We start from the raw sequence: 23,220 nt of genomic DNA, 5'->3' as shown, positions 1-23,220 counted from the left end.
AGAAAGACATGCAACGACGACGCTTCACCCTCGCCGCGCTGGCGGCCTTCGCCCTGCCCGCGCTGGCGCGCGCGCAAAACGCGCGACCGCGCATCGCCGTCTACAAGGACGCCAATTGCGGCTGTTGCAGCCAGTGGGTGGCCCATCTGCAGGCAAGCGGCTTCGAGGTCGCGGCCACCGACGTCGACGACACCGGCGCCTGGCGCCGCCGCTTCGGCATGCCCGAGCGGTTCGCCTCCTGCCACAGCGCGCAGGTCGGCGGCTATGCCGTCGAGGGCCACGTGCCGGCGACCGACATCCTGCGCCTGCTCAAGGACAAGCCCGCCGCCGTCGGCCTGGCGGTGGCGGGCATGCCGGCAGGCTCGCCCGGCATGGAGGATCCGCGCCATCCACACGCGCGCGCCGCCTATGACGTGCAGCTCATCGGCAAGGACGGCAAGGCCTCCGTCTATCGCCATTACCAGGCCGTCGCCGCCTGAGCGGGCGGCCCTCACTGACATGATCGAAAGGACAACATGAATACCCGCACCGCAATCAACCGCTGCCTCTCCTGCGCCCTGCTGGCGCTGTCGGCGCTGGGCGCAGCAAACGCTGTGGCGGAAGACGCGCTTCCCAAGGTCGACGGCGAAATCCGCAAGGTCGACGCCGCCGCCGGCAAGCTGACCATCCGCCACGGCGAAATCCCCAACCTGCAGATGCCCGGCATGACCATGGTGTTTCGCGCCGCGCCGGCGCTGCTGGAGCGCGCCAGGGAAGGCGAAAAGATCAGCTTCACCGTCGACCGCGTCGACGGCGCGCTGACGGTGCTGTCGCTGGAAGAACGCCAGTAGCCGTCCCGGGGGCGACAAATTGCCGCAGTTGCCGTATGTAAATTTCGTCGCCTCCAAGACAATTTGGAGCTACCGTTAGCGTTATCATCTGACGCTTATTCCTATAACAGGCGTCACACGATGGCGTCGCCACAGAGGAGAGAAAACGGTATGCCCCAGCTCATCAACACCACCCCTTCGGCCTATGGCTATCCCCTGCTGATCAAGCAGCTGCTGCACAGCGCGCTGGCCACCGCCCCCGACCAGGAAATCGTCTACGGCGACCGCCGCCACAGCTACACCGAGTTCTACCGCCGCGTACAGCGCCTGGCCAACGCGCTGCGCGAAATGGGCCTGCAACCCGGCAACACCGTCGCGGTGATGGACTGGGACAGCCACCGTTATCTCGAATGCTTCTTCGCCGTGCCGATGATGGGCTGCGTGCTGCAGACGGTGAACGTGCGCCTTTCTCCCGAACAGATCGCCTACACGCTGAACCACGCGCAGGCCGACGTGCTGCTGGTGAACTCCGACTTCATGCCGGTGTTGAAACAGATCCGCGGCGAGCTCAACACCCTCACGCGCTGCGTGCTGCTGACCGACGACGCCACGCCCTGCCCCAAGGGCCCGGGCTTCGCCGGCGAGTACGAGGAACTGCTGGCGCAGGCCGACGCCGTCTACGACTTCCCCGACTTCGACGAGAACGCGCGCGCCACCACCTTCTACACCACCGGCACCACCGGCCTGCCCAAGGGCGTCTACTTCAGCCACCGCCAGCTGGTGCTGCACACGCTGGGCGCCACCGCCGGCCTGGCGCTGGCGCCGCAGCAGGGCCGCCTGCATCGCGACGACGTCTACATGCCGCTCACGCCCATGTTCCACGTGCACGCCTGGGGCCTGCCCTACGTGGCCACCATGGCCGGGCTCAAGCAGGTCTACCCGGGCCGCTACGTGCCCGACACCATCTGCAAGCTCATCGTGCGCGAGAAGGTCACCTTCTCCCACTGCGTACCGACCATCCTGCAAATGGTGCTGGGCTGCGAAGCGGCCAGGGAGGCCGACCTGTCGGGCTGGAAGATGATCATCGGCGGCTCGGCCATGACCGGCAGCCTGGCCAAGGCGGCGCGCGAGCGCGGCATCGACGTCTTCACCGGCTACGGCATGTCCGAGACCTGCCCGATCCTGACGCTGGCGCACGTGCCCACCGAAGAGCTGGGCGGCGACCAGGAGGCCGCCATCCGCGTCAAGACCGGACGCCCGCTGCCGCTGGTGGCCATCCGCACGGTCGACGAAGAAATGAACGACTGCCCGCGCGACGGCAAGAGCACCGGCGAAGTCGTGGTGCGCGCGCCCTGGCTCACGCAGGGCTACCTGCATCAGGCCCAGGCCTCGGAAGAATTGTGGCGCGGCGGCTGGCTGCACACCCAGGACATCGGCAACATCGACGAACGCGGCTACCTGCAGGTCACCGACCGCATCAAGGACGTGATCAAGACCGGCGGCGAATGGGTTTCCTCGCTGCAGATCGAAGACATCATCGCGCGCCACCCGGCCGTCGCCGAAACGGCCGTGATCGGCATCGCCGACGGAAAATGGGGCGAACGTCCGCTTGCGCTGGTGGTGCTGAAGAAAGATGCCGCTGGCGTTGCCGAAGAAGACATCCGCCAGCACGTGCTGGCGGCGGCGGAAAACGGCCAGATCTCGCGCTACGGCGTGCCCGACCGGGTGCAGTTCGTGGCCGAACTGGCGCGCACCAGCGTGGGCAAGCTCAACAAGCGGGTGATGCGGGAGCAGTATCCCAAGCCGTGAATGTGGTTGGAGGACGGTCTTTTCAGCGATGCCGGCAGGACTCGGAACGCCTCCAATCGCACTGCCCGGTCTGTACGAAGTTCATTGATGCACGACGAACGACACTGGATCCCGGCCTTCGCCGGGATGACGGATTTCATCGGATAGCGGGCCGGTACATCGAAGCCGACAATCGCACTGCCCGGCCTGTACGAAGTTCATTGATGTGCGACGAACGACACTGGATCCCGGCCTTCGCCGGGATGACGGATTACATGGAATAGCGAGCCGATACATCGAGGCCGACAATCGTACTGCCCCGCCTGTACCAAGTTCATTGATGCGCGACGAACGACGCTGGATCCCGGCCTTCGCCGGGATGACGGATTACATGGGATAGCGAGCCGGTACATCGAGGCCGGCAATCGCACTGCCCGGCCTGTACGAAATTCATTGATGCGCGACGAACGACACTGGATCCCGGCCTTCGCCGGGATGACGGATTACATGGGATAGCGAGCCGGTACATCGAGGCCGACAATCGCACTGCCGGGCCTGTACGAAGTTCATTGATGCGCGACGAACGACGCTGGATCCCGGCCTTCGCCGGGATGACGGATTACATGGAGGATAGCGAGTCGGTACATCGAGGCCGACAATCGCACTGCCCCGCCTGTACGAAGTTCATTGATGCGCGACGAACGACACTGGATCCCGGCCTTCGCCGGGATGACGGATTACATGAGACAGCGAGCCGGTACATCGAAGCCGCAGACGAGGTGCAAACAGCGCGAGGCCGAAGGCGAGCAAGAAGCAAGGCAAAGCCGCAGGCGAGCCGGCAACGCTGTCCCCTTGGGGGCCAGCCGCCGGAGCGCGGGGGAAAATGGATCAGAAAGGAGGCCGGAGCGCAGCGACTTGCCTCCTTTCCCATTTTTCCCCGCGCTCCGGCGGGAACCCCGAAGGGGCTGGCACTTAGGGGCCGCCTTCTTTTGCTTACTTTTCTTGGCGGAGCAAGAAAAGTAAGCGGCTGCCGGGCCGCCCCCGGCGCTCCCTTCCGACCGGAGAAAGATCAGCATCAAGCCAGCGCGCAGGAAAGCAGCAAGACCAGACTACCCAGCCCCGCCATCCAGATATCCCACTTAGTCACCACCAAAAGAAAAACGCCACCAAACCCAACAAGGCCCAGCGGCGTTCTCCGTAACAACAAAAAAACAGGATCAGTTGAAGATCACCGTCTTGTGTCCATTCAACAGGATGCGATGCTCGGTGAACCACTTCACCGCGCGCGCCAGCACCACGCACTCGATGTCGCGACCGATCGCGGTCAAGGTATCCGGCCCCATGGAATGATCGACGCGCTCGACGCCCTGCTCGATGATCGGACCTTCATCCAGATCGCCGGTCACGAAGTGCGCGGTGGCGCCGATCAGCTTCACGCCGCGGTCATGCGCCTGGTAATAAGGCTTGGCGCCCTTGAAGCTGGGCAGGAAGGAATGGTGGATGTTGATCGCCCGGCCGCGCAACGCCTCGCACATCTCCGGCGAGAGAATCTGCATGTAGCGCGCCAGCACCACCAGGTCGATCTGGTTGGCGTCGACGATTTCCATGATGCGCTGCTCCTGCACGCGCTTGACTTCGGCAGGCGCGCCGGTGGCCAGCGGCAGGTGATGGAACGGAATGTTGTAGCTCGCGGCCAGCTGGTAGAAATCGGTGTGGTTGGACACGATGGCCGGAATCTCCACCGGCAGCAGGCCGCTCTTGTAGCGGAACAGCAGGTCGTTGAGGCAGTGGCCGATCTTGGACACCATCAGCATCACGCGCGGCTTCTTGATGGCGTCATGCAGCTGCCAGTTCATCTGCAGCGAATCGCCCAGCACGCCGAAGTCGGCGCGCAGCTGCGCATCGGAGACGCCCGCGTCCTCGGACGAGAAATGCACGCGCATGAAGAACAGCTTGGACTGGCCGTCGCCGAACTGTGCCGAGTCGATGATGTTGCAGCCGTGGTCGGCCAGGAAGCCCGAGACGCGATGCACGATGCCGCGCTGATCCAGGCAGGACAGAGTAAGAATGTATTCCGGGTGAGTCATGAAATGAACCGAGTAACGCCAGCGTCTGCGGCGCGGAGGGATCCGGCTGGCCGCCGCCGGCGCGACCCGGCCGGCGAAAGACGAAAGGCGCTATTGTCGCACGGCAGAGCCATGCGGACAAACCCGGCCCGCTTTTTCAGGGCGATTGGGCGCCGTTGGCACGCCTTTGCATGCCAATCCGGCCACACATTTCATTCAAGCAATATTGCAGGCAATGGCAACCCGCGCGGCCCTAGGCCGCACACACTTGCCGTCGTCCTGCCGGGCGAGCCCGGCCGCACAGTCCGGTGCGGCCGCGCCCTGCCCCTTGCCTCAGGCGGTCTTGTGCAGCAGTTCCTTCTGTTCGTGGCCGCCGCCGACCTGCAGGTCGCCCGAGAGCTGGCCGCCCTCTTCGATCACCAGCTTGCCGTAGCGGATCTTGCCGGTCACCTTGCCGCTGGAATAGATCACCAGCTTCTGGCGCACGGTGAGGTCGCCGTCGAACTCGCCGCGGATCTCGGCCAGGTCGATCTCGGCCGATCCCTTGAAGGCGCCGCGTTCGGCGATCTGCACCACGCGGCAGTTGATGGTGGCCTGGACCTTGCCTTCGACCACCAGGGTGTCGCAGTCTTCGATCTCGCCCTTGACCTTGATGTTGGGGCCGACGGTGAGCTTGCTGCCGGTCTCTTCGCCGGCCGCCGGCGCCGTGGTCGGCACCGAGGAAGGATACTGGGTGGGTTTTTGCACGCTGGTCACGCTGCCTCCGCCGGTGGATTGAGAAACGCCATTGTTTGCGCTGAAGGGGGAATTGGTCGAACTGGTTTCACGTTTGCCGAAGAGGGATTCTGAGCGAAGCATGTGATCTCCTGAAATTGATAGGGGGCGTGCAAAACGGGAAGCACGAAAAAACAAGGCGGTGCGCATATGAATCAAACAGGCAGCGGACAAGGTGCCGTGCAAATTCGAAGGACCTTCTGGGCGGGTCCGACTATTCAGATGCGCGTCGCGCGTCGACAGGTTTTCAGGGTCTGCTCACATTGGATCTGCGATGCGCGGGCAAAAAAATCCTGCATATCCAATGTGAACAGACCCTGATCTTCCCGGCGCCGGCAATGCGCCGGAAAAGCTTGCCAGGCAAGAAACCTGTGCGATTCGGCAGGACACCTATTCGAAAGTTCACGAGAATTTTGTAACAGCGAAAATGCAATTTCACGCGCTTCGCATCGTCTTCGCGCGCAGTCTCCTCGCTGATGTTTCGCGATGAACGAACGGGATGAAATGGAGTGAAGGACGATGCTTCACGAAGGTGTCCGCAACCAGGATCGCACGATGAATTCGTGCATGAACCGCAGCACAAATTATTTATATTTCCGCAGGCCTTGTAACTAAAAAAGATGTAACAGTTGACGTAGCGAACGCGTCGCCTGCAGGCGACATGCGCTGGCCGGAGAAGCGCACGGGCTGTGCTTCGCAGACGCACAGCCGATTTTCGTCAGACGATTGCGATGCATTCTTTTGGATGCATTTCCACTCTGCGTTTTCTGCGGGCCGCATGCGATCGAGAACATGCGTCGGGCCCGCGATCGGCGATGGCGATGATCGCGACGATGTGCGCCGGATGACCTTGCGCGGGCGAGGTCGTGCGCGTGAAGACGAGCGCCCGCTCATGCGCCGGTAGATGCGTCGGTGCATGCCTCAATTCATGCGTCATTTCATCCCCCCGGTTCACGCCCCGACTTGTGACGCGATGTAAGCGGTGAAAATGAATGTCATCGCGGCAGCGCCTGCGCGCGAACCGATTTATCATGCAGTCAGGCCGCAACGGCGCCCTGCCGTGACGCGCTGCCCGCCGAAGAACTGTCGGCCGGGCCGCCACCTACTCCTGAATACGCCATGAGCAACGACCAGATCCCTTCGCCGGAATCGCTGGATTCCTTCGGCTCCAACATCTTTCCCGCGCAGCGCGGCTCCAACGCCTCGCGCGTACTGGCCGCGCTGATCGCAATGATCAGCTGGTTCGCCTTCGTCGCCCAGACCGACATCACCGTCAATCGCCTGCTGGCGCGCGGCGGCGGGGTACTGGCCGGGCTTGACCGGCTCTCCATGTACCTCACCAACCTGACCATCCTGATGGGGGCGCTGTGCTTCACTTCGCTGGCGCTGTCGCTGAAGACGCCCATCAGCCGCTTCTTCCGCCAGCCCTCGGTCATCTCGGCCGTGGTGGCCTACCTGGCCTTCGTGGGCATCGCCTACAACCTGCTGCTGCGCCAGCTATGGGCGCCCACGGGCTTTCGTTCGCTGGTCAATGAGAGCCTGCACACGGTGGTGCCGCTGCTGGCCATGGTGTACTGGATATTTTTCGTGCCGGTGTTCCTGCACTCGGTGAGGAAGTCGCTGCTATGGCTGGCGTACCCGTTGGGCTACCTGTTCATCACGCTGTGGCGCGGGGCGCTGTCGGGCTTCTATCCCTATCCGTTCATCGATGTGAACTCGCTGGGATACCCGCGCGTGATCCTCAACTCCAGCCTGCTGTTCGCAGGTTTCCTGGCGTTGATGGCCTTGTTCGTGGTGGTCAATCATTCCGGCAAACCGGCCTTCCTGCGCAGATGACGAGGAAGACGCGCCCGATCCCCCGGTATCAGGCGAGCGGTTCGGTCACGGCCAGCAGCAGCATGAACAACATGCAGATGCCGAAACCGGCGGCGATGATCGTATATTGAAAAGTCTTGAGCAGCATGGATTTCCTGACAATCGATGCTTGCCATCGGTAGCGGGCCTCTTCGGCAAGCGCCGCGGGCCCCTCAGCCGCACGGTCTCACCTGTTTCGGCGGCCTTCGATGCCTATGCAAGTCGCGGGATTTTACCCGGCGCCGGCGTCAAAATTGTGTCAAACGCGAATGCTTTACATTCTTTTTCGCCGCCGGCGCGCGCTTTTCGCGCCCCCGCCTTCGTGATAAAAGACACATTCTTGTCATACGGCGGCGCTATCCTCCAGCAGTTCCGCGCCTTTCACCCACAACAATATCCGACAGGAAACATCCATGAGCATCCACGACGAATCCGCCGGTGGCGGCAAGCCCGCACCTGCGTCAAATGAACAGGACGCCAGCCCGGCCACGGCGCCGCAAAGCAACAGCCGCCGCCGCTTCCTCGGCAGCATGGGCGGCGTCGCCGCGCTGGGCGCCGGCGGCACGCTGACCGCCTGCGCCACCGACGGCCAGGGCAGCGTGCAGTATCCGCTCGGCGACCCGGCCGACGCGGCGGCGCTGGACCGCGCGCTGCGCGACAACGTCAAGACCATCGTGGTCATCTATGCGGAAAACCGCAGCTTCAACAACCTGTTCGCCGATTTCCCGGGACTCGAGAAGCCCCTGGCCAAGCTCGCGCCCGAGCAGTACCAGCAGCGCGACCGCGACGGCAGCCTGCTCAAGCAGTTGCCGCCGACCTGGAGCGGCGTGGTCGGCCAGGAGCAGATCATCGAAGGCGTCACCTACGAGGCCGGCAAGCAATACCAGACCAACCTGCCCAACGCGCCGTTCGCGCTCAAGGGCCCGCAAGGCGAAGCCCTGCCGCTGGGCCTGGTCACCCGCGACCTGTGGCACGTGTTCTACCAGAACCAGATGCAGATCAACGGCGGCAAGAACGACAAGTTCGTCGCCTGGGCCGACTCCGGCGGCCTGGTGATGGGCTACTACTCGGACACGAAGTACAACCTGCGCCTGTGGGACCTGGCCCACGAGTACGTCCTGTGCGACAACTTCTTCCAGGGTGCCTTCGGCGGTTCGTTCATGAACCACCATTATCTGATCGCCGCCACGCCGGGCTATTACCCCAACGTGATGAGCTCGGTCTCGCGCACCCAGGTGGCCAAGACCGTGAACAACGACCCGCTGTCGCCGGAACTGGTGCCGGCCGAAAACAGCCCGGCCAGCGCCATGCAGGGCGCGCCCAAGTTCGGCCCCAGCGCGCTCACGCCGGACGGCTATGCGGTCAATACCATGGCCCCGCCGTACTGGCCGACCTGGGCCCGCGACAAGAACAACCCGGCCTACTCCGAACCCAACCAGCCCAGCGTGCTGGTGCCGCAGACCCACGAACACATCGGCGACAAGCTCAACAAGAAGGGCGTCGAATGGGCCTGGTACGCCGGCGCCTGGCAAGCCACGCTGGACGAGTTCAAGGACTCCAAGGGCATCCCCAAGATCCCCAACTTCCAGTACCACCACCAGCCGTTCAACTACTTCAAGAGCCTGGGTCCGGAAAATCCGTCCGAGCGCAACAAGCGCCTGCGCGACGGCGGCCTGGGCGACGAAGCGCGCACCAACCGCTTCCTGGCCGACGCCGAGGCCGGCCGCCTGCCGGCGGTGACCTTCTACAAGCCGCAGGGCAACCTCAACATGCACGCCGGCTACGCCGACGTCACCTCGGGCGACCGCCACATCGGCCACATCGTCAAGAGCCTGCAATCCAGCCCGCAGTGGAAGAACATGGTCGTCATCATCACCGTCGATGAAAACGGCGGCTGGTGGGACCACGTGGCGCCGCCCAAGGGCGACCGCTGGGGTCCGGGCACGCGCATTCCCGCCGTCGTGGTCTCGCCGTTCGCGCGCAAGGGCACGGTGGACCACACGGTGTACGACACCGCCTCCATCCTGCGCCTGATCACCCGCACCTTCGGGCTGGAGAAGCTGGACGGCATCAAGTCGCGTGACGACGCCATGGTCGCCCGCGGGCAAAAGCCGATGGGCGACCTGACCAACGCGCTGCAGTTCAAGGCCTGAGGCCTCTGCGTTACAGGAGCCTGAATGAAAACGCCGCCGCGAGTTGATCGCGGCGGCGTTTTTGTTTTGGCGTCAATGCTGTGCGTGTTGCCGCGCGCAGGAGAACAGAGTTTGCTCTCCCTGTCGTCCTGACGAAAGTCAGGACCCGGCGTCGTTGCGCTGACATCGAAACATCCTGAAAGCCGCGACAAGCCCCGCCGCGCTTATGCCAGCCAGGGCGGCGCCGTCTCCTTCAGGCTGATCTTCTTCGGCAACAGCTTCAGTTCGAGGAAGGCGTCGGCAATCTGCTGCTGCTCGTCGAGGATGGCGTGCGTGATCGGCACGGTACCGAAGTTGTAGCGGCCCACGGCGACCTCCAGCACGCTTTTCGGCAGGCCCAGTATCGTGGCCAGCTCGCCGGCGTAGTCCGACGGCCTGGCCTTGGCCCACTCGTCGATCTTGCCGAGCTCTTCCAGCGCGATCCTGATCAGGTCGGCATTGTTTCGGGCGAAGTCGCGCGACGAAAAATAATAGGCGCGATTCTTCACCACGCCGTCGGCGTCGGCCAGGATGCGCGCCTGCAAGCTCTGCTGGGCCGCCGCCAGATAGGGCTCCCAGATCGCCCACGCATCCACCGCGCCACGCTCGAAGGCGGCGCGCGCGTCGGCCGGCGCCAGCCAGACCGGGGTGACGTCGCCGTACTTCAAGCCGTGTTTTTCCAGCAGCCGGACCAGGAAGTAATGCACGTTCGATCCCTTGTTAAGGGCGATGCGCTTGCCCTTCAGGTCGGCCGGCTTGTTCAGCGCCGAATCCTTCGGCACCAGCACCGCCTCCACATAAGGCCGCGGCACCGTGGCCGCCACGTAGACCAGCGGCGTGCCCGCGGCCTGCGAAAAGATGGGCGGCGCCTCGCCCACATCGCCGAAGTCGATCGATCCCGCGCCCAGCGCCTCCAGCTGCACCGGGCCGGCGGTGAATTCGACCCACTTCACCGATGCGCCCAGGGGCGCCAGCCGCTGCTCCAGCACGCCGCGCGCGCGGATGATGCTCAGCGCGCCCTTCTGGTACCCCACGCGCAGCTCGCGCGTGGCGGCGCGCGCCAGCCTGGGGGCAAACGCGCCGGCCAAGCCGGCAATGCCCAGGCCGATGCCGCCGGCCACCAGGCGGCGGCGCCTGCTGCTCTTTTCAACGTGGTGGATGGCTTGGTTTCTCTTGTTGTCGGCCTGTGGCATGCCCGCTCCGTGAATGACGATGGAAAAAATCCGAGCGTATCCAGCACGACGGCAAATGCGAACGAATACTTCCACCGCTGCTTAGACGGAAAGCGGATAAGCCCCGGGCGGCAAACCGCAACAGTCGATTCCGGGCAATCTCAATTTATATCACGTTATGATATATTTACCCTCTTTCCCTTTACGCAGGCCAATCTCTCCTTCATTCAAGCAAGCAGAGCCGCCGATCCCGAGCCAAGATGAAACACAAACGCGACTATACGGCCGACGGCCGATTGCCCTTTCTCGCCGCCATGGCGCTGCTTATCGGGGCGCTCGCCACCGGCGCGGCGTGGGTGCTGCTCAAACTGATCGCGCTGTTCACCAACCTGTTCTACTTCCAGCGCCTGTCGGTCGAAGCGGTCTCGCCCGCGACCCACACGCTGGGCTGGATCGCCGCGCTGCTGCCGGTCGCCGGCGGCCTCGTGGTCGGCCTGATGGCACGCTATGGCAGCGACAAGATCCGCGGCCACGGCATTCCCGAAGCGATCGAAGCCATCCTGTTCGGCAAGAGCCGCATGTCGCCCAGGGTGGCGGTGCTCAAGCCGCTGTCGTCGGGCATCGTGATCGGCAGCGGCGGGCCGTTCGGCGCCGAGGGGCCGATCATCATGACCGGCGGCTCGGTCGGTTCGCTGATCGCGCAGTGCCTGCACCTGACCGCCGCCGAGCGCAAGACGCTGCTGGTGGCCGGCGCATGCGCCGGCATGACGGCGGTGTTCGGCACGCCGGTGGCGGCGGTGCTGCTGGCGGTGGAGCTGCTGTTGTTCGAACTCAAGCCGCGCAGCCTGCTGCCGGTGGCGCTGGCCTGCGCGGTGGCCGGGTTCCTGCGGCCGCTGGCCATCGACGCCGGTCCGCTGTTTGCGCTGCAGGTCGCCGCGCCCGGCACGACCGCCCTGCTCTCCTGCCTGGCGGCGGGACTGGCCAGCGGCGCGCTGGCCGCGGTGCTGACGCTGGCGCTGTATCGCGTGGAAGACTGGTTCCACCGGCTGCCGCTGCATTGGATGTGGTGGCCCGCCATCGGCGGCGTGGTGGTCGGCCTCGGCGGCTTGCTGCAACCGCGCGCGCTGGGCGTCGGCTATGACGTCATCGGCGACCTGCTGCACCATCACTTCGCGCTGTCGGCGGCGCTGGCGCTGCTGGCGGTGAAAGCGGTGATCTGGCTGGCGGCGCTGGGCTCGGGCACCTCCGGCGGCGTACTGGCGCCGCTGCTGATGATGGGGGCGGGGTTGGGGCTGGTCCTGTCGCCGCTGCTGCCGGGCGCCTCGCCCGAACTGTGGGCGCTGGTGTGCATGGCCGGCGTACTGGGCAGCGTGCTGGGCGCGCCGCTGACGGCGATCGTGTTCGCCTTCGGCCTGACCCATGCGGGCGAGGCGCTGCTGCCGCTGACGGCGACCGTCGCCATCGCGCACGGGGTCAACGTGCTGCTGATGAAGCGCTCCATCATGACCGAGAAGATCGCGCGCCGCGGCCTGCACGTGCATCGCGAGTACGGCGTCGACCCGCTCGAGCGCCTGCATGTGGAAGACCTGATGACGCCCGCGCCGCACGCCCTCGATGCCGCGCTCGGCGCCGGCGAGGCGCTGGCGGCCTGCCGCGCGGCCGGCCATGTCCATCGCTATTACCCGGTGCTCGCGCATGGCCGGCTGGCCGGCATGCTGTCATTGCGCAAGCTGGAGCAGGCCGATCCCGCGCAAGCTTGCGGCGCGCTGCTGGCCGATGCCGGCGAGGCCGCGCCGGCCATCGCGCTGCCGCAGATGAACGCGCGCGCCGCGGCCGGGCTGATGGCGCAGCTGCGCAGCGCACGCCTGCCGGTGGTGGCGGACCGTCATCACATGAAGCTGGTCGGCATGCTTTCGCTGTCGGACCTGGCCCGCGCCAGCGCCGCGCATGCGGAAGAAGAGTCGGTGCGCGAACGGCTCCTGGGATGGTAGGCGCCGTTCACCCGCGCGCGCCGCGCATGCTCAATGCATGCTGCCGTCGATGAAGTCCTTGGACCAGAGCAGGCCTGCGGTGCGTACGCAATTGAAGTCGGGATAGAGATTGTCGCGGTCGCGCCACAGCGCCATCGGCGGGCGGCCCCATTTGTTGATCTGCACGGACAAGCGCCAGCCGTCGGCCATCTGTAGGCCCACGATGCTGATATCGAAGTTTCGATACTGCGCTGCGTAGGTAAGCGAATGTATTTTCTTGTTTTCCATGGGCAACTTTCGCGACCAGGCATTATACGGCGCGAAAAACCCGCGGAAGCGGCAAAAGGCGGTGCCGCGCAAGATAAATCGGCGGGACTTGCCAGGCCGACATCAAAACCGCCCAAAAGCTTGTCAGGACGTCAGCGGCCCGGGTTCAGGTTCCGCCCGTCAGGCGGCATACCAGGTTGTCCTTGGACACCAGCACCACGTTTACGCCGGCGGTGCCGTTGTCCATCCTGAACTCGGTATTGCCGTTGCTCAGCGAAATGATGCGCACCGCGCGCGCCGCCTGCTCGGTCAGGATCGATTGTCCCTGCTGGTTCATGCAGGCGAGCACGCAGCCGCCGGCGGCGGTACAGGTCCGCGTGAGGTCGCTGGCCACCGGCGTAGGCGGCGGATTGGCGGGAGTCTGGGCCATGGCCGGCAAGAGCGGCACGAGGCTGGCGAACAGGATGGGCAGGACGATTCGGGTAATCACGCTTCCTCCGGTGTTGGAATAATTCTCGGATGGCAAGTAGCCGCGGATGAGAGGCAAATCCTCCGTTCAGACCGCGAGCGCCGCGAATCATTCCCGTGCGTAGCCACGAAAAAAAGCGGCGCACCTCTTAACGAAATGCGCCGCATCCCCCCTCCGGGAAAAAACCCCCAACTACAGTCTTGCATCCCGAACCCCTTCGGGATTTACTGCCGGCGGCCGTGGCCGCCGTTCACTCATTCAATCAGTAGGTCAGCGTGACGGTCACGGTGTCCGAGTAGGCGCCGGCCAGCGGAGTTTGCGAAGCCGGGATCTGGCCGTACACGGTCAGCGTTTGCAGCAGACCGGTGCCGGTGCCGGCCTGGGTGTCGGTGCCGATGGTCGAACCCCAGTTGTTGGTGCGGCCCGAATCGCGGTACAGCGCGTAGTTCAGGGTGCCGCCGCCGGTGGCGCTCATCTTGCGGGTGGTCACGCTGGAGCCGCTGCCGGTGCCGGCGTCAAGACCGACGTTGTAGGTGGTGCCGTTGGTGCACAGCACGGTGATGCTGCCACTCTGGTTCACCACTGTTTGCGTGTAGGCGCCGAAGGCGATGGCCGAGCCGACCACCGTGCAGGCTGCAACCACCGATGCGCTGATGGTCAGCGAGCTGGTGGCGGTCGCGGCGAAGGATGCGGGAGCGCTGGAAGCCAGGACGACGGCGGCGATGGAAGCGCAGACGAAGCGATTTTTCTTGGCAAAAAACATGTTCTTTCTCCTGTGGATCCCTGCCACTGCCCTCGCCCTGTGCGAGAACTTCTGTGTGCAGCGGGTATGGGTGTACTTTAGTTTTTTGCCGTTGCGCCAAGTATCGGGAGCTTCCTGAGACATCGTCCATAAGTCGTCAGGAAATTCCCTAGTTACGCTTAAATGCAACAACAAGCGTAAGTATCAAATTCCGTCCAATTTCGGCTCAAGCCCATATGCAGCAAGGCTTTCCGGCTATTTTTCGCTTTCTCATATCGATATTTCCAAAGAGCATTGGCGTAACTTTCCATCCACGGTTACAGTCCTCGCCAGAGCTGATTCACTGCGCGGCGCCACTTTTCAGATAGAACTGGGCGCCGCGAATCGCTCTGTCCCGCCCGTTGCCCCCCGCCCGCATACGCCCAAAGAAAAGCGGTGCCGGAACAAGGTCCCGGCACCGCCGACTTCAGACTCCCCCCAGAGACGACTTGCGCCGTCCCGTGACGCGCGCTTACGCCAGCTCCGCCATCGCATCCTGCCGCGCCCTGACCTCGCGCACCATCGCTTGCGGCGGACGGCCGAAGGCGCGCAGGAAGGCGCGCCGCATGCGCTCCTCGTCGCCGAACCCGGTCTCGCCGGCGATCGAGGCGATGCCGCTGTGACCGCCCTCGATCAGCGCCTTGGCCGCCTCAAGGCGCAGCTTCTCCACCGCCTTGGCGGGCGAATAGCCGGTCTGCAGCAGGAAGGCGCGGCTGAAGTGGCGCGGGCTCCAGTGCACGTGCGCGGCCAGTTGCTCGATGGTGAGCGGCTCGCGCAGGTTTTCCTTGGCGAAGGCCAGCGCGTCGCGGATGCGGTCCGAAGCCGGTTCCAGCTCCGAGAGCGTGGAAAACTGCGACTGCCCGCCGGTGCGCCGGTGGTAGACCACCATCTTGCGCGATACCGCCTTGGCCACCTCGGCGCCGAGATCGGCGTCCACCAGCGCCAGCGCCAGGTCGATGCAGGCCGTCATGCCGGCCGAGGTCCAGACGCCGCCGTCGCTGACGTAGATCTTGTCCTCGTCCACCTGCACCAGGGGATGACGATTCTGCAACTCCAGCGCGTGCGCCCAGTGCGTGGTCGCACGCCGCCCGTCCAGCAGCCCGGCCTCGGCCAGCAGGAAGGCGCCGGTGCAGATGCTGGCGGTACGCCGCGCCTGTCCGGCTGCCCGGCGCAATTGCTCGGTCAACTCCGGCATGCCGCCGGGAATGTTCAGGGCCCCGCCCACCATCAGCGTATCGAACTGGCGCCGCGCCATCGGCTGCGCCTCCACCCGCACGCCTGAGGAAGACGCCACCATGCCGCCCTCCAGCGCAACCAGCTCGGTCTGGTAGTACGCCCGGGCGCTCTCCAGGTTGGCCATCTCGAACACCGTCATGGCGGCCAGGTCGAGGATCTGGAAACCGGGAAAAACCACGAATCCGATGTGCTTGGCCATGTCAGGCTCCTGTCTTTTTCAGAGGGTTGTTGGCTAATTGAGACACTGTGCACGCCTGACTTGCAGGATGCAAGCGGCTTTCGGACATGATGGCACAAAACGAGGGAAATTGGTCATTTCAGATATCAGGCGGCATCCCCAGAATGAGTTTCAAGGCCACACCGCAACACCTTTCGCGGAGCCGGAACGCCATTGGCGCCACCGCTGCAGCGCTTCGTCGCATGCCGCTGGCGCGCAGGGACACGACAGCCAACACTGAGCAAAGGAACAGACCATGAACATGACCGACAACACCATCTTCATCACCGGCGGCACCTCCGGCATCGGCCGCGGCCTGGCGCAAGCCTTCCACCGGCTGGGCAACCGCGTGATCATCGCCGGCCGCCGCAAGGCGCTGCTCGATGAGATCACCGCCGCCCATCCCGGCATGCGCAGCGTGGAACTGGACATCAACGATCCGGAAGACATCCGCGCCGTGGGCGAATGGCTGGCCAAGGAATTCCCGACGCTCAACGTGCTGGTGAACAACGCCGGCATCATGCCCTTCGACAACGCCGCCGGCGCCATCGACGACGCGGTGATGCAGTCCATCATCACCACCAACCTCTACGGCCCGATCCGCATGACCGCGGCGCTGGTCGAGCACCTGAAGAAGCAGCCGCGCGCACTGATCCTGAACAACACCTCGGTGCTGGCCTTCACACCGCTGGCGATGTCGGCGGTGTACTCGGCCAGCAAGGCGGCGCTGCACTCCTACTCGCTGTCGCAGCGCTTCATGCTGCGCGACACCTCGGTGAAGGTGCAGGAAATCGCCCCGCCCTGGGTCAACACCGACCTGGTCGGCAAGACCGACGACCCGCGCGCCATGCCGCTGGACGCCTTCATCGAACAGACCATCGCCGCGCTGGCTTCCGACGCGCCCGAGGTCGTGGTCGAAGCCGCGCGCCAGTTCCGCGACAACGCCGGCCCCAATGAGCACGGTTTCGTGCACGGCTTCAACCAGATGCTGGTCGACGATCCGCTGCCGCTTTGATCTTTGATTCCGCGCCGGGGCCCGCGGGCGCCGGCGCATTTTCGCCACGCCCGACAAGGAGCACATCATGAACGCCATCAACACCCGTCATATCGCCGCCGCTGCCGTCGCCATCGCCTTGAGCCTGGCCGCGCTGGCCGCCCATGCCACCGACGCCACGCAGCCGGCCGGCAAGACCCGCGCCGAGGTCATCGCCGAGATGCAGGCCGCGCGCGCCGCCGGCCAGTTGAACAAGCCGGATTACTACCCGGTCTTCGAGCGCAGCTGGAACGAAGGCCGACAAGTGCCCGCCAAGGACGCCGCGAAGTAAGCAGGAGAAGCAGGAAGGAATGTCGCCGGAAAGTTGCCTAAATGCACTTTGGCGCCGGCCGACGCCGCCCGCGCATTTTTGATAGCATGCCGGCATGGATACCTCGAACACCCCCGAACTGAGCGCCCTGGCCGACACGGCAGGGCTGGGCCTGTCCGCCGTCGTGGCCGGCCTGCGCACCTCGCGTGAAGTCACCAACAAGATCCGCTATCGCGGCGAGATCCGCGAACTGCCTTCGCGCGAGGCGATGCAAAAGCTGCTGCAGAACCTGCAGGCGGCGTTGTTCCCGACGCATTACGGCCACACCGACCTGTCCGACGAGACCATCGACTACTTCGTCGGCAGCCAGCTGAACGCCGCGCTGTGCGTGCTCAAGGAGCAGGTGCGGCGCGGGCTGTACTTCGCCTCCGACGAGCCGCAGGACGAGGAAGAGCTGCGCATGCGCGCCGCCGTCATCACGCGCGACTTCGCGCACCAGCTGCCGGCCGTGCGCGATGTGCTGGTCAGCGATATCCAGGCCGCCTACCACGGCGACCCGGCGGCCTCCAGCATCTCGGAGATCCTGCTGTGCTATCCCGGCACCACGGCCATCATCTATCACCGCCTGGCGCATGCGCTGCACAAGCTGGGCGCGTCGCTGCTGGCGCGGCTGGTGGCCGACATCGCGCACTCGGCCACCGGCATCGACATCCACCCGGCGGCGCAGATCGGCCCCAGCTTCTTCATCGACCACGGCACCGGCGTGGTGATCGGCGAGACCACCATCATCGGTCGCAACGTGCGCCTGTACCAGGCCGTGACGCTGGGCGCCAAGCGCTTCCCGACCGATCCGGACGGCTCGCTGGTCAAGGGGATTCCGCGCCATCCCATCGTCGAGGACGATGTGGTGGTCTACGCCGGCGCGACGGTCCTGGGCCGCATCACCATCGGCCAGGGTTCGGTCATCGGCGGCAACGTGTGGCTCACGCACAGCGTGCCGCCGGGCAGCAATGTCTCGCAAGCCGAAATGCTCAGCGAGTGCAAGAAGCTGTAAGAGGAAAGAAAGACAGAAGGCCGGCGCTCAGCCGGCCAGTTTCACCAGCGGGATGTAGCGCTGCAGGAAGAACAGCGCGCCCAGCAGCGCCAGGCCGATGAAGAAGACGGCGCCGATCAGCTTCTTCTCGGTGGGCTGCATCGGCTCCAGCGCCGGCGTGCCGAGTTCCTGGAAGAGATGGGGATCGTTCATGCGGGCTCCACGGATGATGTGCAATGCCCCATCCTAGCCAACTCCCGCCGCGCCGTGAACGAAGCGATATGCGCATGCATATCCGCCCCGCGCATATGCCCCCTACACCTCCCTCCACTACTGCTTGACCGCCGCCTGCGCCGCCGCAGGATGGACGGGCTCGCGCCCGCATGCCGCCGCGGCGACGGCCAGCGCGGCGGCGGCCACGCTGTAGAGCCACAAGGAAGACATCACCGGCAGCAGCAGGCCGGCCAGCATCGGCCCCATGCCGGCGCCGATGTCGCGCCAGATCGCGCGTCCGGCCAGCGCATGCACGCGCTCGGCCGGCGGCGTGCGGGCCGCGACGATGGGCGGCAGCAGCGGCAGCTGCAAGGCGCGCAGGATCACGATCAGCCCGGCGAACAGCCACAACGCGCCGCCGCCGAAACCCACCAGCGCCACGCAGGTCGCCAGCGACAGCGTCACCAGCACCTTCACCGCGCCGAAACGCTCGGCCAGCCAGCCGCCCAGCGGACTCAACACGATCTCGCCGAAATAGCGCAGCGCCATCAGCACGCCGGCGATCAGCTCCGCATGCTCGGAAAAGCTCTGCTTGCTCATGTACGACAGGCCGACGATGAATAGCCCGTCCAGCGTCAGGCCCTCGAGGAAGGACCACCAGTCCAGCGCATTGGGCATCTTCCAGCGGCGCGCCGGTTGCGGCGGATAGGCGTGCTGCGGCAGGCGGCGCGCGGCCAGCAGGCCCAGCACGGCGGTCAGCGCCACCAGCGCGAACACCGGACGCGGGCCGTAGTGCGCGGCCAGCAGCGCCGCCAGCGGCAGCCACAGCATCGGCCCGACGGCGATCACGCCGCGCGAGCGGCCGGAGCGGCGAGCGGCGCCCACCGGGTTGGCAGTCGACATCGCCTGGGTGGAGAGATTGAGGCCGGCGAAAGCCATGCCCCACAACAGGCGCAGCGGCAGCAGCGCCCAGAAGCCGCTGGCCACCGTATAGCCCAGCGCGCAGACGATGGCTGCGCACACCGCGTAGAAGCAGGTCGGCCGGTCGCCGCGTGCGGAGTAGAAACGCGCCACCCAGCGATAGCCGGCGATGCGCACCAGCCGGTTGGCAGCCAGCAGGATGCCGGCCTGCGCCAGCGTCACGTTGAACTGCTCCGCGTACATCGGCAGCAGCAGGTAGAGCACGATATCGCAGGGCAAGGCGGCCGACAGCGACATCGCGGCGTGGCGCGAATCGAGGTCCGCGCGGCGTAGGTCTGGGGTGGTCATGTGCGCCATCATGCGGGGCCAGCGACGGCCGTGACAAACGATATTAATTCCGCCCATGCGTGATAAAATCTGACGCATGGCCGACCACACCCTTCCGCTCAACGCCATCCGCGCCTTCCTCGCGGCCGCGCGCCACCAGAGTTTCACGCTGGCCGCGCAGGAGCTCAACGTCACCCACGGCGCCGTCAGCCGCCAGATCAAGAATCTCGAAGACTATCTCGGCATGCCGCTGTTCGAGCGCCGCATCCGCCAGGTGCTGCTGACCGAACGCGGCCGCCAGTTCTTCGAGGAAGCCGGTCCGGCGCTGGACATGCTGGCCGGCGCCGCGCGCCGCGTGATGAAAGATGCGCCCACGCGGCAGGTGACGATCAACGTGCGCCCCTCGTTCGCGGTGCGCTGGCTGATTCCGCACCTGTCGGGATTTGTCGAGCGCTATCCCGGCATCGAGCCGCATGTGGTGACCAGCACCGCCACCGTGGGCCGCGCGCCGGGACCGTTCGACATCGCGATCCGGCGCGGCGAGACCAACTGGCCCGAGACCCTGAAGGTGCAGCGCTTCCTGGAAGACGAACTGCTGCTGGTGGCTTCGCCGGCGCTGTTGAAGAACACGCCGCTGCCGGACGTGAAGGCCATCGCGCAACACACCCTGCTGCTCTCGCGCAGCCGTCGCAGCGACTGGGACGACTGGAAGAAGGCGGCCGGGCTGAAGCGCTCGCGCGTGCAGCCCACGCTGCATTTCGACCACCTGCATTTCGTGCTGCAGGCGGCGGTGGACGGCCTGGGCCTGGCGCTGTCGCCGCTCTCGCTGGCCGACAACGACCTGCGCTCGGGACGCCTGGTGGACGCCCTGCCCGAGCTGCGCCAGCCGCTGGCGCCCTACTACCTCGGCATCTCCCCGCAGGCCGGCGCCGAGGCGCAGCTGTTCGCCAAGTGGCTGGGCGAGAACCGCATGCTCTGAGCGGTGCGCCGGGCCGCGCTCAGCGGTGCGCGCGCCACGGCGTCAGCGCATCGGCCAACCGCCGCATCGCGAGGTCGAACAGGTAAGCGATCAGGCCGATCAGCACGATCCCCATCACCACCACGTCGGTGCGCAGGAAGTTCGACGCATTGAGCACCAGCTGCCCCAACCCGGCCGTGGCCGCGACCATCTCGGCCGCCACCAGCGTGGTCCAGCCGAAGCCGATGGCGATGCGCAGGCCGGTCAGGATGTCCGGCAGCGCCGACGGCAATATCACGTGCCGCAGCAGCTGCCAGCGCGTGGCGCCCATCGACTGCGCCGCGTGCAATTGCTCGGCCTGCACGCCGGCCACGCCGGCGCGGGTGGAGACCGCGATCGGCGCGAAGCAGGCCAGCCAGATCAGCAGCAGCTTGGCGGTCTCGTCGATGCCGAACCAGATCACGATCAGCGGCAGGTAAGCCAGCGGCGGCAGCGGCCGATAGAACTCCAGCAAGGGATCGGCGATGCCGCGCGCGATGCGGCTGGTGCCCATCAGCAGGCCCACCGGCACCGCCGTCGCCGCCGCCAGCAGAAAAGCGCCGAACACGCGCAGCAGGCTCCATCCGATGTGCTGCAGCAACGGCAGGCCGCCCTGCACATTGCCGTCCCAGGCCTGCACCGCGGCCTGCCACACCGCCTTGGGCGGCGGCAGGAACAACGGCGCGATCCAGCCGGCGGCGGTCGCGCCCCACCACAGCAGCAGCAGGAGCGCGACGGTGACGGCGGCGATGCCGGTCGACGACCCGCTGCCGGGCCGCGGATGCACGCGCGCCGGCGGCAGCTGCGACGACGCGTGGGGCGGCGCCGGATGCCCGGCGGCGGTTGCCGGCGGCGCCGAGGCAACAGCCGAAGCGGATGACATGGAAGGGGTGTTGCTCATGCCGCTCCTCCATGTCCATGGACCAGTTGCAGCAGCCGCTCGCGCCAGGCGATGAAATCCGGCGCGGACTTCACCGCGCGCGCGTCGCCCGACTCCACATAGCGGCGCAGGAAAGGCAGTGCGAAATCATGCTCGATGCGCCCCGGTCGCGGCGACATCACGATCACGCGACTGCCCAGGAACAGCGCCTCCTCGACGCTGTGGGTGATGAAGAAGATGGTCTTGCCGGTGCGCGCCCAGACCTGTGCCAGCAGCTCCTGCACGCTCTCGCGCGTCAGCGCGTCGAGCGCGCCCATGGGCTCGTCCATCAGCAGCACGCGCGGATCGTTGGCCAGCGCGCGGGCGATCCCCACGCGCTGCTGCATGCCGCCGGAGAGCTGGTACACCGGCGACTTCGCCTGCCGCTCCAGCCCCACCAGCTTCAGTTTCGCGTGCGCCAGCGCCAGCCGTTCGGCGCGCGCCAACCCACGAAAGCGCAGGCCCAGCGCGACGTTGTCTTCCACGTTCAGCCACGGCATCAGCGCGTGCTTCTGGAACACCACGCCCAGCGCCGGACCGGGCCCGGATACCGGCTCGCCGTCCAGCAGCACCTCGCCCTGCGAAGGCCCGATGAAGCCGGCCAGGCAATTCAACAAGGTGGTCTTGCCGCAACCCGACGGCCCCAGCGCCACCACGAATTCGCCGGGCGCAATGGACAGGTCCACGCCGGCCAGCGCCAGCGCCAGCGGCTCGTCGGCGCGCGAAGACGCAAAACGCACCGACAGGCGGTGCGCTTGGATGCGTCCGCCGGCTGGCTGGCCGGCGTGCGATGGAAGGGCTTGGCTCACTGCCCCGCCTTCGCCTTGTTCACCCACGTCGCATTCACGCCGGCCGCATAATCCGGCAGTACGTTCTGGATGGTGCCCTGGCTCTTCAGGAAAGCCGCAGTCGCCGCCAGCGACTTGGCCGCGCCGCCGCCGAGCCACTCGGCCGAGGCTTGTTGCTGCAGCGTGGGGAACTCATACAACGCCAGGCTGGCCGGCACCTCCGCCGCTTCCGCGCCGGACCACTTGGCCACGGCCTTCACCTGCGCCGAGTCGGCGTTCCAGGCGGCCTTGTTCTTGCGATAGCTGTCGTCGGTCTCGGCCAGCACCTTGACCAGGTCGGTCAGGAAGGCGTCATTGTCCCTGGCGAAGGCCTTGGTGACGACGATGCCGTCGAAGGTGGCCTTGCCGGTTTCGCGGGCGATCCTGCCGGAAGTCGTCAGCACCGTGCCGCTCTTCTTGGCCTTGGCCAGCACCGGATCCCAGATGAAGGTGGCGTCGATGTCGCCGCGCTCCCAGGCCGCCGCGATCTCCGGCGGACGCAGGTTGACGATCTTCACGCCGCGCGGGTCGACCTTGGCGTTTTCCAGCGCCAGCAGGGTGTGGAAGTGCGACGTCGAGACGAACGGCACGGCCAGGCGCTTGCCCTTGAGGTCGGCCAGCGAGGCGACGCCGCTGCCGTTGCGGGCGACCAGGGCTTCGGCGTCATTGATGTTGTCGAGGATCCAGAACAGCTGGATGTCCAGCCCTTGCGACAGGCCGGAGGCGATCGGGGCCGAGCCGGCCTCGCCGATCTGCACCGAGCCGGAGGCCAGCGCGCGGATGACGTCGGCGCCGCTGGCCAGCTTGCGGAAGCTGACCTTGTAGCCGGTCTTCTTCTCCAGCGCCTGGGCGTCCTGGGCGTAACGCCAGGGAACCACCATGTCCTGGTAGGCGATCACGACTTCCTTCGCTTGCGCCATGGCGTTGCCCGCGGCCAGCAGGATGGTGGACAGGGCCAGGGTCTTCAGGAGTTTTTTCATCGGTTTTCTTGTTCTGGAATAGGGGCGTTCCAGTATAGGAACGCGCGTTTTTCCAGGACACGAATATTTCCGCGTTTGCTTATGCGATTGCGTTTGCAGGCGCAAGGCAGAACGCTCACCGCAGC

General features: G+C 65.9%; 22 protein-coding genes. 10 read left to right on the top strand and 12 right to left on the bottom strand.

Features of this window, described 5'->3' with window-relative positions; all coding sequences use genetic code 11:
- Positions 1 to 8: 8 nt before the first annotated feature.
- From CEJ42_RS06045 to CEJ42_RS06035, 3 genes are all read left to right on the top strand, one after another.
- Positions 9 to 479 (top strand): DUF411 domain-containing protein, encoded by a 471-nt coding sequence (locus tag CEJ42_RS06045; protein WP_088750360.1) that lies wholly within the window; start codon positions 9 to 11, stop codon positions 477 to 479.
- Positions 480 to 515: 36 nt separating this feature from the next.
- Positions 516 to 830, top strand: coding sequence for a copper-binding protein (locus CEJ42_RS06040; protein ID WP_079214243.1), 315 nt, complete (start codon positions 516 to 518; stop codon positions 828 to 830).
- Positions 831 to 980: 150 nt separating this feature from the next.
- Entirely contained in the window at positions 981 to 2,618 is a 1,638-nt protein-coding gene (locus CEJ42_RS06035) for a fatty acid--CoA ligase (protein ID WP_088750359.1), read from the top strand.
- A gap of 1,196 nt (positions 2,619 to 3,814) precedes the next feature.
- Here the strand turns inward: CEJ42_RS06035 and purU are convergent.
- Complete coding sequence (purU, locus tag CEJ42_RS06030) at positions 3,815 to 4,684, bottom strand: formyltetrahydrofolate deformylase (protein WP_088750358.1); 870 nt, start codon at positions 4,682 to 4,684, stop codon at positions 3,815 to 3,817.
- A gap of 312 nt (positions 4,685 to 4,996) precedes the next feature.
- Positions 4,997 to 5,521, bottom strand: coding sequence for a bactofilin family protein (locus tag CEJ42_RS06025; protein ID WP_079214240.1), 525 nt, complete (start codon positions 5,519 to 5,521; stop codon positions 4,997 to 4,999).
- Positions 5,522 to 6,556: 1,035 nt separating this feature from the next.
- On the opposite strand from CEJ42_RS06025, the gene CEJ42_RS06020 reads away from it, so the two are divergent.
- Both CEJ42_RS06020 and CEJ42_RS06015 read left to right on the top strand, forming a co-directional pair.
- Positions 6,557 to 7,273 (top strand): Pr6Pr family membrane protein, encoded by a 717-nt coding sequence (locus CEJ42_RS06020; protein WP_088750357.1) that lies wholly within the window; start codon positions 6,557 to 6,559, stop codon positions 7,271 to 7,273.
- A 431-nt stretch (positions 7,274 to 7,704) separates the two neighbouring features.
- Positions 7,705 to 9,444 (top strand): acid phosphatase, encoded by a 1,740-nt coding sequence (locus CEJ42_RS06015; protein ID WP_079214238.1) that lies wholly within the window; start codon positions 7,705 to 7,707, stop codon positions 9,442 to 9,444.
- 203 nt (positions 9,445 to 9,647) lie between these two features.
- Here the strand turns inward: CEJ42_RS06015 and CEJ42_RS06010 are convergent, their stop codons facing one another.
- Positions 9,648 to 10,655: a sulfonate ABC transporter substrate-binding protein gene (locus CEJ42_RS06010; protein ID WP_088750356.1), complete on the bottom strand. Its 1,008-nt coding sequence runs from the start codon at positions 10,653 to 10,655 to the stop codon at positions 9,648 to 9,650.
- Between the two features lie 239 nt (positions 10,656 to 10,894).
- On the opposite strand from CEJ42_RS06010, the gene CEJ42_RS06005 reads away from it, so the two are divergent.
- The gene (locus CEJ42_RS06005; protein WP_079214236.1) at positions 10,895 to 12,625 is read left to right on the top strand and encodes a chloride channel protein; all 1,731 of its coding nucleotides are present in this window, start codon (positions 10,895 to 10,897) and stop codon (positions 12,623 to 12,625) included.
- Positions 12,626 to 12,655: 30 nt separating this feature from the next.
- On the opposite strand, the gene CEJ42_RS06000 is transcribed toward CEJ42_RS06005, so the two are convergent.
- The 4 genes from CEJ42_RS06000 to CEJ42_RS05985 all read right to left on the bottom strand — a co-directional run bounded on the left by CEJ42_RS06000 (position 12,656) and on the right by CEJ42_RS05985 (position 15,556).
- Complete coding sequence (locus CEJ42_RS06000; protein WP_079214235.1) at positions 12,656 to 12,892, bottom strand: hypothetical protein; 237 nt, start codon at positions 12,890 to 12,892, stop codon at positions 12,656 to 12,658.
- A 145-nt stretch (positions 12,893 to 13,037) separates the two neighbouring features.
- Positions 13,038 to 13,361 carry a hypothetical protein gene (locus tag CEJ42_RS05995; protein WP_243397795.1) on the bottom strand — a complete coding sequence of 108 codons (324 nt, stop codon included), beginning with the start codon at positions 13,359 to 13,361 and terminating at the stop codon, positions 13,038 to 13,040.
- Positions 13,362 to 13,602: 241 nt separating this feature from the next.
- Positions 13,603 to 14,103 carry a Csu type fimbrial protein gene (locus CEJ42_RS05990; protein ID WP_079214233.1) on the bottom strand — a complete coding sequence of 167 codons (501 nt, stop codon included), beginning with the start codon at positions 14,101 to 14,103 and terminating at the stop codon, positions 13,603 to 13,605.
- Positions 14,104 to 14,593: 490 nt separating this feature from the next.
- Positions 14,594 to 15,556 (bottom strand): GlxA family transcriptional regulator, encoded by a 963-nt coding sequence (locus tag CEJ42_RS05985; RefSeq protein ID WP_088750354.1) that lies wholly within the window; start codon positions 15,554 to 15,556, stop codon positions 14,594 to 14,596.
- Between the two features lie 274 nt (positions 15,557 to 15,830).
- Here CEJ42_RS05985 and CEJ42_RS05980 point away from each other — a divergent pair, with 274 nt between their 5' ends.
- The 3 genes from CEJ42_RS05980 (at position 15,831) to epsC (ending at position 17,932) form a co-directional block, all read left to right on the top strand.
- On the top strand, positions 15,831 to 16,589 hold the full coding sequence (locus CEJ42_RS05980; RefSeq protein WP_079214231.1) for an SDR family oxidoreductase: 759 nt from the start codon (positions 15,831 to 15,833) through the stop codon (positions 16,587 to 16,589).
- 67 nt (positions 16,590 to 16,656) lie between these two features.
- Positions 16,657 to 16,899: a DUF4148 domain-containing protein gene (locus CEJ42_RS05975; protein WP_088750353.1), complete on the top strand. Its 243-nt coding sequence runs from the start codon at positions 16,657 to 16,659 to the stop codon at positions 16,897 to 16,899.
- Positions 16,900 to 16,993: 94 nt separating this feature from the next.
- Positions 16,994 to 17,932 (top strand): serine O-acetyltransferase EpsC, encoded by a 939-nt coding sequence (epsC, locus tag CEJ42_RS05970; RefSeq protein ID WP_079214229.1) that lies wholly within the window; start codon positions 16,994 to 16,996, stop codon positions 17,930 to 17,932.
- Between the two features lie 27 nt (positions 17,933 to 17,959).
- On the opposite strand, the gene CEJ42_RS24960 is transcribed toward epsC, so the two are convergent.
- Together CEJ42_RS24960 and CEJ42_RS05965 are read right to left on the bottom strand one after the other, a co-directional pair.
- Complete coding sequence (locus tag CEJ42_RS24960) at positions 17,960 to 18,124, bottom strand: hypothetical protein (protein ID WP_165774394.1); 165 nt, start codon at positions 18,122 to 18,124, stop codon at positions 17,960 to 17,962.
- A 117-nt stretch (positions 18,125 to 18,241) separates the two neighbouring features.
- Positions 18,242 to 19,393 (bottom strand): MFS transporter, encoded by a 1,152-nt coding sequence (locus tag CEJ42_RS05965; RefSeq protein ID WP_079219011.1) that lies wholly within the window; start codon positions 19,391 to 19,393, stop codon positions 18,242 to 18,244.
- A gap of 76 nt (positions 19,394 to 19,469) precedes the next feature.
- Between CEJ42_RS05965 and CEJ42_RS05960 the strand changes: the two genes are divergently transcribed.
- Entirely contained in the window at positions 19,470 to 20,351 is an 882-nt protein-coding gene (locus CEJ42_RS05960; RefSeq protein ID WP_079214228.1) for a LysR substrate-binding domain-containing protein, read from the top strand.
- Between the two features lie 19 nt (positions 20,352 to 20,370).
- On the opposite strand, the gene CEJ42_RS05955 is transcribed toward CEJ42_RS05960, so the two are convergent.
- Genes CEJ42_RS05955 through tauA form a run of 3 tightly spaced genes read right to left on the bottom strand, consistent with a single transcriptional unit; the run spans position 20,371 to position 23,095 of the window.
- A complete protein-coding gene (locus CEJ42_RS05955) occupies positions 20,371 to 21,270 on the bottom strand; it encodes an ABC transporter permease subunit (protein ID WP_243397794.1) in 900 nt (299 codons plus the stop codon).
- Positions 21,267 to 22,049 carry a taurine ABC transporter ATP-binding protein gene (locus CEJ42_RS05950; protein WP_088750433.1) on the bottom strand — a complete coding sequence of 261 codons (783 nt, stop codon included), beginning with the start codon at positions 22,047 to 22,049 and terminating at the stop codon, positions 21,267 to 21,269. The genes CEJ42_RS05955 and CEJ42_RS05950 overlap by 4 nt, the downstream gene beginning before the upstream one ends.
- A gap of 44 nt (positions 22,050 to 22,093) precedes the next feature.
- Positions 22,094 to 23,095, bottom strand: coding sequence for a taurine ABC transporter substrate-binding protein (tauA, locus tag CEJ42_RS05945; protein ID WP_079214227.1), 1,002 nt, complete (start codon positions 23,093 to 23,095; stop codon positions 22,094 to 22,096).
- Positions 23,096 to 23,220 lie beyond the last annotated feature (125 nt).

Source organism: Herbaspirillum robiniae, from assembly GCF_002213415.1.
Lineage (GTDB): Bacteria > Pseudomonadota > Gammaproteobacteria > Burkholderiales > Burkholderiaceae_D > Herbaspirillum > Herbaspirillum robiniae.
Note: the sequence above shows the minus strand (reverse complement) of the source record. Positions and strands in the feature narration are given on the sequence as shown.